Origin of the sequence: Vibrio sp. TRT 21S02, assembly GCF_050113675.1 — a bacterium.
Classification (GTDB): domain Bacteria; phylum Pseudomonadota; class Gammaproteobacteria; order Enterobacterales; family Vibrionaceae; genus Vibrio.
Window position 1 is genome coordinate 385,404 of the sequence record NZ_JBNJOI010000001.1, and the last position, 12,664, is coordinate 398,067.

Annotated in this window: 9 protein-coding genes; 2 read left to right on the plus strand and 7 right to left on the minus strand. The window is 45.0% G+C overall.

All coding sequences use genetic code 11. The features are described 5' to 3' along the window. The first annotated feature begins 151 nt into the window (after positions 1-151). Positions 152-2,713 (plus strand): polysaccharide lyase family 8 super-sandwich domain-containing protein, encoded by a 2,562-nt coding sequence (locus ACQEXU_RS01800; protein WP_427009427.1) that lies wholly within the window; start codon positions 152-154, stop codon positions 2,711-2,713. A gap of 86 nt (positions 2,714-2,799) precedes the next feature. Next, on the plus strand, positions 2,800-3,504 hold the full coding sequence (locus tag ACQEXU_RS01805; protein WP_427009428.1) for an HAD family hydrolase: 705 nt from the start codon (positions 2,800-2,802) through the stop codon (positions 3,502-3,504). Positions 3,505-3,545: 41 nt separating this feature from the next. Here ACQEXU_RS01805 and ACQEXU_RS01810 read toward each other — a convergent pair whose 3' ends face one another. The 7 genes from ACQEXU_RS01810 to ACQEXU_RS01840 form a co-directional block, all read right to left on the minus strand. Beyond that, positions 3,546-4,004, minus strand: coding sequence for a cytochrome c3 family protein (locus tag ACQEXU_RS01810; RefSeq protein WP_427009429.1), 459 nt, complete (start codon positions 4,002-4,004; stop codon positions 3,546-3,548). Between the two features lie 4 nt (positions 4,005-4,008). Next, positions 4,009-4,569, minus strand: coding sequence for a cytochrome C (locus ACQEXU_RS01815; RefSeq protein WP_427009430.1), 561 nt, complete (start codon positions 4,567-4,569; stop codon positions 4,009-4,011). Between the two features lie 57 nt (positions 4,570-4,626). Further along, entirely contained in the window at positions 4,627-5,670 is a 1,044-nt protein-coding gene (locus ACQEXU_RS01820; protein WP_427009431.1) for an ethylbenzene dehydrogenase-related protein, read from the minus strand. 143 nt (positions 5,671-5,813) lie between these two features. After that, complete coding sequence (copI, locus tag ACQEXU_RS01825) at positions 5,814-6,350, minus strand: copper-resistant cuproprotein CopI (RefSeq protein WP_427009432.1); 537 nt, start codon at positions 6,348-6,350, stop codon at positions 5,814-5,816. Positions 6,351-6,427: 77 nt separating this feature from the next. Further along, positions 6,428-9,565 carry an efflux RND transporter permease subunit gene (locus tag ACQEXU_RS01830; RefSeq protein ID WP_427009433.1) on the minus strand — a complete coding sequence of 1,046 codons (3,138 nt, stop codon included), beginning with the start codon at positions 9,563-9,565 and terminating at the stop codon, positions 6,428-6,430. Beyond that, complete coding sequence (locus tag ACQEXU_RS01835) at positions 9,562-11,271, minus strand: efflux RND transporter periplasmic adaptor subunit (protein WP_427009434.1); 1,710 nt, start codon at positions 11,269-11,271, stop codon at positions 9,562-9,564. The genes ACQEXU_RS01830 and ACQEXU_RS01835 overlap by 4 nt, the downstream gene beginning before the upstream one ends. An 18-nt stretch (positions 11,272-11,289) precedes the next feature. Further along, positions 11,290-12,663 (minus strand): TolC family protein, encoded by a 1,374-nt coding sequence (locus ACQEXU_RS01840; protein ID WP_427009435.1) that lies wholly within the window; start codon positions 12,661-12,663, stop codon positions 11,290-11,292. Between the last annotated feature and the right edge of the window lies 1 nt (position 12,664).

The following is a 12,664-nucleotide window of genomic DNA, read 5'->3' on the forward strand; positions in this document are numbered from 1 at the left end:
ATAAGGAGTTTATGATGAGGTTTTAATAAATATATCTTTAACTAAGTCTGTTCAGTTTCTTAGTTAATATTAGATATAGTCAAATCTAATTTGTTTGGTCTTGTTGGTAGGGGAAAGGCCTGTTTTCTATAGATAATAAAAAGGTAAGGTTATGAAGAAATACACCTTTATCAAAAGTACAATATTAGCAGCAATGGTTTCTATGAGTTTCACATCTTATGCTAGTGAACAAATAGAGTTATTAAAAAGCCGTATAGTCCCCGATTTAGCACAGCAAGAAGCCGATAGATTTCCGCAGTCAGGCACTAGCTTTCAAGATACCGTGTCTCAACTTATTTCAAGCATGAATCCAGACGGTACTTGGAGTGACATCGATTATGAGTATCAAACAAATGCGGATGAGTTGATGAAACACGGTGAGCGAATGTTAACGCTTGCCGCCGGCGCACATTATGACGTACACCCTGAAGCACAGAATGCCCTTTTGATCAGCTTGCAATTTTGGGCACATGAGAACCGCGAAAATAGCAGTTGGTGGTGGAATGATATTGGGATTCCACGACTATTAGGTCCAATTTTGCTCATTTTGGGTGATAAGGTCCCAGAACAAGTTAAGAGTAACATTGTTCGTTATATGCCTGATTTTCCGAGTAAAACGGGTGCGAACAAATCTGATATTTCGACCAGTGTGATTTACAAAGGTTTGCTAAATGACAACGAACAATTAGTTGACCGAGGCATCAATGGATTGCTCGATGTTATTGAGATCACAAACGGTGAAGGTATCCAAAAAGATTATTCTTTTCATCAACATGGCAAGCAGCTATATAGCGGTGGATATGGCGAAACATTTATTAAATCCCTAACGTTTTGGGCTTATCACGTCCGAGATTTGCAATGGGCTTTCCCGGCTGAGAAACAAGATATTGTGGTCAATTACTTCCTTGATGGCGTGCGTTGGTTAAATTGGAATGGTGTCTTAGATTATAACGTCGAAGGTCGAGGAATTAGCCGAAAAGTCCCGCTAGATAACCCGATACTAAGAGCGCAAACGCAATATGTACAAGGGTTGACAGAGCAAAGAAAAGCAGAAGCGGAAGCGTTCCAACAACATGTCAACGGTGGTGTGTCCGGGCTGAATGGTTTTAAATCATTCTGGCGCTCAGACTATGTCACCAAACTCGCGGATGATCATTTTATTGGCATTAAAATGAATTCAAACCGAACAGAACCGAATGAATATGGAAATGGTGAAAATAAGTTAGGTTTTTGGCTCGGTTTTGGCAGCATGTTTTTGATGCAAGATGGCGATGAATATCATGAAATCTTTCCAGTTTGGGATTGGAAATTTGTTCCCGGCGTAACCGCTCCGGTGTTGGTTAATCGTCCGGCACTTTGGGGTAAGGTGGTTCAAAGTACCACGTTTACTGGCGGGGTGACGGATGGCAACGTTGGTGTTGGCGTTTTTGATATGAACTACTACAGCACGCAAGCCAAAAAAGCGTGGTTTAGCTTTAATGATGAGGTAGTTGCGTTAGGGGCTGGAATCACTTCTCAACGTGATGAGCACATTAACACAACGGTAAACCAAACTTCATTGGATGGGCCGGTTACGGTAGATGGTCGCGTTTATCAAAATGGTGCGCGCCAGCTGGTGAATGCCAAGTGGGTACATCACGATAATGTCGGATACGTTTTTCCAGAAAACTGGTATGGTCAAATGAGCAATAATACCCATTCTGGCAACTGGAACCGCATCAACAGCAAGTATTCAAATGAGCTTGTGCAAAAAGAGGTATTTACTTTGCGAATCGGGCACGGGATTAAACCTACCGATGGACAATATCAATACATCATACTGCCGAATTCAGATGTCGATCGAACTACGCAATATGCACAAAATTCACCAGTACAGGTGGTTTCAAATACGTCAGAGCTTCAGTCAGTTACGCATTCTGGTCTTGGTGTCACTGGCGCAGTCTTCTATCAGCCTGGTTTAGTTCAGTTGGCTGATGGTACAAGTCTGTCTGTCGATCATCAGAGTGTGGTTATGTTTGATGAAACCAATGGAACGTTGTCGGTTTCTACTCCTGGAGTGGCAGGTGCTGAAGTGAATATTTCGTTGTCTTCTCCTAAATTAGGTCATCGCAATATCACTGTTGTCACTCCAAGCTTGGTGGAAGATTTAGGCAAGAGTGTTGTTGTGAGTCTCAATGTCGCGGAAGTCTACGCGCAAGAAGATGCATTTGTTCGTGGAGGAAGATACGCCAATACGAACTACAGCGACATGAATTACCTCGTGGTCAAAAATGACAATGACAGCTACGACAGAAAAGCGGTGCTTAAGTTTGACCTAAGTGATGTGGATACAACGGATTTATCATCCTCTATTCTGAAAATGAAAGTCCGGGCATCGAATACAGACTCGAGTCGTCAAATTACCGTATCTCGATTAAGTCATAATGATTGGACGCAAGAGTCTATTACATGGAACTCATTGCCGACTCCAGAGCTCGTCGGCCCAACGGTGAATGTGTCATCAGCACACGTTGGAGAGTGGGTCGAATTTGATGTTTCTTCTCTGTTAACCGACACCAGTCATGGGGTTGTGAGCTTACTGCTTGAAAACCGAGGAGAGCAATCGGGTCGATCGGATGTGAGTTTCTTTAGCACCGAATCTGACGCCAAACCAACATTAATTTTAAATCACTAAATTTGATCGAATGGAAACCTGCTATCTGATGATAGCAGGTTTTAAATGCGCGTTATTTCCGTAATGTATTTAATAAGGATTAGCTAATGTTTTCTATGCCGTATGAAAAGGATTGTGCATTATTATTTGATATGAATGGGTTAATATTTGAAACTGAGTTAGCCTATCAACGGAGTTGGTATTATGCTGCATTTGAACAGGGTATTTTTATCAACGAATATCAATATACTGAACTTATCGGCATTAGTGAGGAAGAAAGCTACAAAATTATAGAGAACTTATATAGAAGTAAAATAGATATGGTCCGATTTAAAGCGGTTCGTGAAGCGTATTATTTAAACCTAACTAGCACAGTTCCTGTTTTTAAACGAGGATTTAGAGATTTATTTGATCAGGCTATTGAAAATGGTATTCCATGTGTTCTTGTGACGTCTTCACCTTATCAATGTATAGAATTTAACTTCTCAAAAACGGATTTATTGGAGAAGTTTGAATTGATTATTAGCGGAGAGGATTTAAGGTTTCAGAAAGTCACTTCTGAGACGTATCACTTTATTAGTACCAAACTGAAGCTTCCGACAAGAAAGTGCATTGTTTTTGAGCGAAGCAATTATCGGATCAAAGCAAGCAGAATGGCTGGGTGTACAACGATAATGGTTCCAGATCTCGAAGCTCCTTGTCATTACTCGAAAAAATATGCACATCGTATCTTTCTCTCATTGGCAGAGGTTAACTTGCAAGGTTTGCGTGATAGTTTGAAAATGAGTTCTTACGCCATGTCTTTCCAATAATAATGTTGGTAACTCGTTGTTTTATAATTGATAACTGACTTTTAGAGTGAGGCTTGATCGCTTTGGGATAAAGTTTGGTTGTTAAATCGTTTAAAAATAAACTGAAAATAGGAAGGCTGAGCTTTGATATGAACGTGGGATAACTCACTTGATATCGCTTCATCCTCTTCATCGTGGCAATCAATGCAACCTTCTTTTGGGGCATAGGCTTCATGTGGTACGTGGCAGTCCACACAGACCATCTGTTCGTCATCTTGGTGTTTTATGTTGTGTGCTTTACCGTCAAGGTTCACCATCAAATCATGGCATTCAATGCAGCTTTGATACTCAAATTCCAAATCATCAGAGACTTCCTCCCCTTCATGACACTGCCCAGCACAAGCCTCATCTTGCAAATGCCGGTTGGCAAGGTTGTCTTGCTCTGGATTTGGTAATTCGTCAGCCGCTGAATAAACAGCGCTGGTAAGCAGGAACACCATTAATATCAACGTTTTCTTCATGATCTTATTCCTCGCTTTTCAATCGTTTGTAATGCTTTATCTGTTTCATGCTTTCATGACAGGTCGCGCATAACCCAATTCTAAAACGGGGTTGTATGCCAATAATCGGGTCGTGGGAGCGATGAAGTTGATGACAATTAGAACAGGTTAACTTGGCGGCATGTACATCATGGGTCCAGTCTGACTGTCGTAACAGAATAGGGGAGTGACATGAAACACAACGCTGGTTTTGCTCCCAAACACTAAAGAGCAGGCTGTCTCGTTGGGGAATGATGGTGTGGTCATCTTTTGGGTGTTTTTCTTTATCGCCGTGGCAGGCCGTACAGTTGTTCTCGTACTCACTACTTGCGTGTTTCCCTACGGAATGAATCGCACTAATCTGTTTCAATAAACGTTCTTTCTGGTGGCATCGAATACAGCGTTTGTTCTCTTTTTGAATATGTTCAAGAGTGTTGCTAGGGGACAATTGAGCGCTAAACGTCTCTTCGGCGTGAGCATAGAACATGCAGCCACTGAAAGTTGTAAATAGGACAATACAAACGGCACGAACAGACCATGTGTGCATATCGCCTCCCAAAGGTTCGAAGAGGTAGGCCGACATTGGCCCACCTCAGCCCGAGCATCATTTGAATTGAAGGTTGATCACACCAAGGTGATAGATGTGATTTATCTGGGTGTTGTCAAACACAGCCACGCCAAATGGATATGGCTTGGTGAGGTCATTAAACTGGACATCTTGTGTATCTGCGTTTTCACCCGTGGTCACCAGTTTTCGTCTCATTTCTAGTGTCCAGATCCCATTGTTCCACTGTGCATAAACATCAATGTCACCACGTGATCCCGTAAATGGTGCGCCTGTTAATCCCGGAATGCGATTGGATTGATTGTACTCTTGGGTGAAAGGTTTTTTCTCAGATTCAAGGATCAGTAGAGTTGTGTCAGTTAGGTTGTCTGCCACAAAAGCAGGTTGACCATCTTTGATGTTATTGACATAGCCGCCGCCAGTTTTACTGTCGCCTTTTCGACCCCAACCTTTGTTTTTCTTAGGATCGGTATTGCTATCGACATATTGATCATCAAGTTGATTGTGAGGGGAAGTTCGCACGCCTTTCCAATGCCACATATCGATATATTGACCGTCTACCTTGGTAAATTTTCGCGCTGGGTTTTTATCTTTACGGCCTTCGATCATGCCATCTTTGGCTCGGTGGCAAGCTGCGTTACAGCCTTTTTGGTCAAAACCGTCGGCATTGATGTTCCAGTACAGGGCAAATTTGTCTTCGTAGTAGGTATTCTCATGGCCTGTGCTGTCTTTATTGATCAATTGTTTCCAACTGCCGTCGGCTTGTTTCATCCAAGGAAAACGTTCAATGCTAAGGGTTGGGTCTGCGTACTGAACCAGAAAGTAGATATATGTGTCATCATAAAATGAACGCATCACGACATTGGTTTTCTTGATCCCTTCATAACCATTGTTGGGTTTGTAAGGGAGTTTGTTTACTTTAACTTTCAGGGATTTAGCCTTGTTCCATACCTCATCAACTTGCCCATCCAAATTAAGGTTGGTGTTAAGTTTGGTTGTTTCTAAGGTCATGGTTTTTGCAGCAAGAGCGGTTGTGCAGACGAAAATAGCCGCAATCCCTAATGCTATGGTTGTGGTTTTCATGGGGAGCCTCCAGCTTTCGTTTAGTCCTTATTATCAGTAAGCGTAGGAAGCAGAGTGGTGTTGTTCAATTGATCAAAATCAAATTTAATCGCATTGTGTTCGAAATCTCTGAGCTAAGCCAAACTTAGCTCAGAGAAGCGTAATTATAGGCGAATAGACTTCACCATGCCGGCCTCAGCGTGGCCAGGAATATTGCACGCAAACTCGACGTTATTGTCGCCGTGGAAATGCCAAAGTAGTTGCTTAGCTTTCCCCGGTTTTACCGTAACCGTGCTGCCACTATCGTGTGCATGCGCACTCATGGTTTTCATCATCTCGCGATGTTTTAACTGTTCAGCTGCAGAACCGATGGAAAATTCATGGTCAATTTTGCCAGTGTTCATCACCACAAATTGAACGACGTCATTTGGCTCGATCTTTACTTCTTTTTTGAAAGTGATCTTCATGTCATCGCTAAGAAGAACATGCACAACTTTATCTGGTTTAGCTCCTTTTGCTGGCATACCGACATCAGACATGCCTTCCATATTCATCATGCCTGAGTGATCCATCTTGCTGTGATCCATTTTCATTGAACCGTGGTCCATATTGCCATGATCCATATTTGAATGGTCCATTTTGTCAGCAAATGCAGTGGTTGTAGTAAGCGCTAGTGCCAGAGTAATCAGTGTTTTTTTCATGGTTTGTTCCTTTTTAATAAGGTTCCCTAGGGCAACAAAATGTTTCTTTTGTTGGGACAGCCCTAGGGAGAGTTGAATTAGTGTTTGTTTAAGCTTTTTTTCACTTCTCTGGATTTCCATAATTTGAAAATGGCAGGAAGTACTAACAAAGTAAGAAGTAGGGCAGAAGCCATACCGCCGATCATGGGGGCTGCGATACGTTGCATCACTTCAGAACCCGTTCCTTCACCGTACATAATTGGGATCAAGCCGATAATGACGGTCAGTACGGTCATCATTACGGGACGGACACGTAAGCCGGCACCTTCACGAATGGCCTCGGTGAGATCCTCATGATTGAGTGATTGCTGGTTTTCGCTCGCATGCAGTTTTCGGTAATGCCAAGCTTGGTTTAGATACACCAACATGATCACACCGATTTCTACAGCAACCCCCGCAAGGGCGATGAAGCCCACGCCAACGGCAATGGAGAAGTTGTAACCGAGGTAATGCATTAGCCACAGGCCGCCAACCATTGCCAGCGGTAATGTCGCCATGATGATCAGTACTTCACCAATGCGGCGGAAGCTGAAGTAGAGCAGCAACATGATGATGGCCAGCGTGATAGGGACCACAACACTTAAGCGCTCTTTCGCACGTTCCATGTATTCATATTGCCCAGACCAAGCAAGTGAGTATCCCGCGGGCAACACAAGTTGGTCAGCAACGACCTGCTGCGCTTCAACGACGTAGGAGCCAAGGTCTCTGCCATCGATGTCGACAAACACCCAGCCATTAGGACGCGCGTTTTCGGTCTTGATCATTGGTGGGCCATCTTCGTAACGGATATCGGCAACGTCAGCGAGTGCAATGCGAGCCCCATTTGGCGTGACAAGTGGCAAGTTCTGCAACTTCACAACCGAATCACGGTAGTCTTGTGGGTAGCGAACGTTAATTGGGTAACGTTCAAGCCCTTCAATGGTTTCTCCGACGTTCATACCGCCAACGGCCGTTGAAATCACTTGCTGAACATCTTTGATGCTCAACCCATAACGAGCAGCCGCACGACGCTTGATGTCTATTGTCACATAGCGACCCCCTGCGACACGTTCTGCATAAACAGAGGCTGTGCCGTTGATGCCATCTAGAATCGGCTCTAAATCTGCCCCGATTTTCTCAATGACTTTTAAGTCTGGGCCTGCGATCTTGATACCAATCGGTGTCTTGATCCCAGTCGCTAGCATGTCGATACGCGTTTTAATTGGCATCACCCAAGCATTGGTTAACCCGGGGAACTGTACTAAGTCGTCGAACTCCTTACGTAATGATTCGGTGGTGACGCCGTCACGCCATTGGTCGCGTGGTTTTAGTTGGATGACAGTTTCAATCATAGTCAGCGGCGCTGGATCGGTTGCGGTTTCAGCACGGCCAATTTTGCCCCATACCGTTTGTACTTCCGGTACGGTTTTGATCAGCTTGTTGGTTTGTTGCAGCAACTCGCGTGCTTTACCAATTGAGATCCCCGGATAGGTCGTTGGCATGTACATTAAATCGCCTTCATCCAATGGTGGGATGAACTCACTGCCCAGTTTTGTTGTCGGGTAGTAAGCTGATGCCATTAAACCTAGAGCGAGTATGATCATCGTTTTTGGGTAGCTGAGGCTAAGGTTGAGCAGCGGACGATAAAGTGCGACCAAGCCTTTATTCACCGGGTTTTTATGTTCAGGTAGCACGTTACCGCGAATAAAGTAGCCCATCAGCACAGGGACTAAGGTGATGGCTAAACCAGCCGCGGCCGCCATCGCATAGGTTTTTGTGAAGGCAAGAGGAGAGAACATTTTGCCTTCTTGTCCTTCCAATGCGAACACAGGAACAAAACTTAACGTAATGATAAGGAGTGAGAAGAATAGTGGCGCGCCCACTTCTTCCGCGGCTTTGCCTATTACTTGCCAGCGATTTTTATCGGTCAGTGGCGTTCGTTCAATATGCTTGTGAACGTTTTCAATCATCACGATTGCGCCGTCCACCATAGCGCCAATGGCTATCGCAATACCGCCAAGAGACATGATGTTGGCGTTGATCCCTTGCCAGTGCATGACGATAAAGGCAGATAAGATCCCAACAGGCAAGCTCAAGGCGATAACAAGCGAAGAACGAATATGGAACAAGAACAGCGCACACACTATCGCGACCACGATGAATTCTTCAGCGAGCTTTTTCCATAAGTTTTCGACGGCTGCATTGATCAACGTTGAGCGATCGTAGGTCGCAACAATCTCAACGCCTTCCGGTAGGCCGCGTTGAAGTTCGCTGAGCTTTGCTTTCACGTTATCGATGACTTCACTGGCGTTTTTACCAAAGCGCATCACGATAACACCACCGACGGCTTCACCTTCACCGTTAAATTCAGAAATACCACGGCGCATTTGTGGGCCGATGTTGATGTCAGCAATGTCGCCGAGTAACAACGGCGTTCCTTTCTTCGTGACTTTTAACGGCAGGGACTTGATGTCTTCAATATCGGTTAAGTAACCTGTTGTACGGACCATGTGTTCCGCTTCGGCCACTTCGATAACCGAGGCTCCCGTTTCTTGGTTACCGTTTTGAATCGCCATATTGACTTGTTGCAGTGTCAAATCGTAAGCACGTAGCTTTGCTGGATCGATCTGGACTTGATACTGTTTCACCATACCACCAACGGTAGCGACTTCAGAAACCCCTTCAACGGTTTGCAACTCGTATTTTAAGAACCAATCTTGCAGCGTGCGCAGCTGCGCTAAGTCATGTTTGCCCGTTTTATCTTGCAATACATAACTGTAAATCCAGCCCACACCGGTTGCATCCGGCCCCAAGGTTGGTTTTGCGCTTGGTGGCAGCTTAGGGGCAACTTGGCTTAAGTATTCAAGCACACGAGAACGTGCCCAATACATGTCGGTATCATCGTTAAAGATGATGTAAACGTATGAGTCGCCAAAGAAGGAATAACCTCGAACTGTTTCCGCACCCGGTACCGCCAACATGGCGGTTGTGAGCGGATAAGTCACTTGGTCTTCAACCACTTGAGGAGCTTGACCCGGGTAGCTTGTCTTGATGATCACCTGAACATCTGACAAGTCGGGAAGGGCATCAACTGGCGTATTTTTTACGCTGTACAACCCAGCTAACGTGAGAAATAACGTGGCAATCAATACCATGAATCGGTTGTTGATTGACCAACGGATAATCGCGCCAATCATTGTTCACCCTCCAATGCTTTCAAAGCTTTTAGGGCGTATTCGGAACCATTTTTGCTGATCAGAAACCGAACTTTTTGGCCTTCTTGAAAGCCGCTTAGATCGACCTCCTCACCAACAGAGAAGTTCATTTCGCCAGCGTCCCAGTTCCACTCGGCAACAGGCAAGTGTGAAAGGGTGATCATGCCAAAATCAGCCATTAGCATGGAGATATCTCCAGTCACCCAAATCTCTGGTGTGATGATGCTGTCATTGGCTTTGAAGTCGACAACTTCATATTGACCATCTGGTGTTTTTTGCATCTCAAATTCAATCGCTTGGCCTTTGGTCAACGATGAAATATCCAGTGTTTTTGAGGCATTGAAGTTCATCGTCATACCGGGCCAATCCCATTCCGGTACGGGTTGGTGATTGATGGTCAGCATGCCGTGGTCGGCCATGATGTCGGTGATTTCACCTTTTGCCCAAACTGTTTCTGCTGGTGGCTCAATGCCGTTGATTCTTGATAAATCTGCAGACTGGCTAGATTCAGAATCCAGCATGAAGTGGGCAGAAGTCACAACGCGGTCTTGGTCTGTTAGGCCTTGCAGTACTTCGATTTTGTCACCCGCTTCACGTCCAACTTCAATGCGGGCTGAGCGATATTTACCATTACCTTCAGCTAAAACAACACGTGTCATACCACCGGATCGAATAACCGACGCTTTTGGAATGGTCAAAACGGATTGCTCACTGACAGGCTGCAGCGCAATGTTGGCAAACATGTTTGGCTTCAAGGCACCATCTGGATTGGTAAATTTAAGCCTTACGCGCAGGGTTCGAGTACTCGGGTCTAGAATAGGGTAAACATAATCGACCGCGCCAACCCATTGTTTACCGGGTAGGGCGTCTAATGTCATAGTGGCTTTGCTACCAGCGTTAATCCAATGTGCTTGGCGTTCAAACACTTCCGCATCGACCCAAACTTCTTCCAGTGGTCCGGCACTGATCACGGCTTGCGCAGGAGACAAGTAACCCCCTTCGCGAATGTTAAGGCTGGCAATAACACCATCGGCCAACGCTTTTACTTCAATGGTTTGTGAAGCCTTTCCACGCTTAACAATTTGTTTTATCTGGGCGCGGTCTACACCGAGTGAAACCAAGCGCTCTGTTGCGCCTTTCACTAAGCCACTGCGACCCGTTCGGTAAGCATTGAGTAACTCTTCTTGTGCTTTCACAAGCTCAGGTGAGTAGAGTGTGAAAAGCACATCACCACGTCGCACCTGTTCCCCAACTGCATTGATGTAGAGTTTTTCTACCCAACCAGCAACACGAACGTTGGTTTGCCAAAGTAGACTTTCATCAAAGGCAATATAGCCAACGGTTTCAATGCGAGGAGAAAGCTGTGCTGACGTCACTGACGCGGTTTTTACACCGAGATTGTTTTCCACCGCTGGGTCAATTTTAACCGTGCCCGGCTTATCATTTTCGCCAGCCAAATCTTCTGCATAAACAGGGATAAGATCCATGCCCATTGGCGATTTGCCGGGCTTGTCACGTTTGTAGTTCGGGTCCATTGGGGCAACCCAATAAAGTGGCTCGTTCGATGCGCTGCTGTTATCCGCATTGGCCATTGTGGTCATGTCGTGGCCGTTGATAAATGTGTTTGCACCGAAGCCAATGGCTCCACCAATCAGCAAAGCGATGGTGGCGACTTGCATTGTTTTCATAATTTTTCCTTGCAGAGATTAGTCGTTTGCTGATGATGTTTGCGTGATAACAGGCGTTTGAGTCGAAAATTCAAAACCGTTCAGTAGTGAAGCTAAATTACTCTGAACAATATTGAGATCCGTCACGAGACGCAGCTCTTCAAGTTGGAGGCTGAGCTCATCACGTGCTGCCAGAATCACATCATTAAATTGAGAGGTATTGTTTTGATACCCTCGTTCAACAGCCTTGGTTCGTGCTTTTGCTTGTGTGAGCAAGGTTCCTTGATAACGAGCCAATCGCTGTTCAAGGTTGTGTTTGTCAACGAGTAAAGCGTTCACCTGCGCATTCATCTGCGCTAGTAGCTGATCTTTTTGAGATTTTGCGGCTCCGACTTGATATTGCGCAGCCGCATGATTTTTATCCTGACGATTCCCAGTGAAAAGAGGAATATCCATGGTGAGGTAGGCACTGACCAAGTCAGATGCGGGTTCTCCACGCATGTTATTGGCTTGGCGATAGGCGTACATGACTTCAACACCGAATTGCGGGTTGTAAGCCTGTTCGGCGATTTCAACCTGAGTTTGATTGGTTTTTATTGTCACATCGGCCATTTTGATCAGCGGATGTTGGCTAAGCTGTGCGTAATGCTTGGTTTGATTGCCTTCACTTAATCGTTGATTTAGCAACGCCCAGTTGAGTTGGTTTGAAGCTTGAATGTGTTGGTTGGTTGCAAGCCATTCAGAGCCAAGCCACTCAGAGAGCTGGGAGATTATGCGGTTTTGTACTTGTAAGTTAGCTTGTAACTTCTCATCAAGCTTGCTGACTTGAAGTTGAGCGTTGAGCAGATCTTGAGCTTCACTCTTACCAATTGAATAATTAGTTTGAATGTAGCGTGCAAGTTCTGACATCAGCTGTTTATTCTGAGTCAGGATTTTTCTTGCTTGTTGTTGATAGCCAAGTTCAAGCCATAGCTTGGTCATGTTATTAGCCACGTCAAGCTCTCTTGCAGAAACCTTCAGCGCAATACCATCAGCTTGTTGATTGGTTTTTTTCGCTTGTAAATCGAGAGTGTCGCCTCTTTCAAATTGCTGCATCAATCCAACTGAAATATTGGTCATCGGATCGTCATCAAATTTGAAGCTATCAACGGGTAGGCCACCAAAACCGACTTTTAGCTTTGGATCCATGAGTGTTGAACTCGCAACACCCGTTTCCCTCATTGCCTGAGATTGTGCGTAAAACTGCTTTCTACTTGCATCGTGAGCCAGTGCTTGCTCGATGAGAAGCGTTAAGGAATCGACATTAGTTGCTGACTGCGTAGTCTGGGCCGCTTGTACCGCAGAAAATACGGGTGAGCTGACCAATGCCATAGCACTTATAGAAAGTGCCAGTAAGCTTGGGGTCATTTTCACA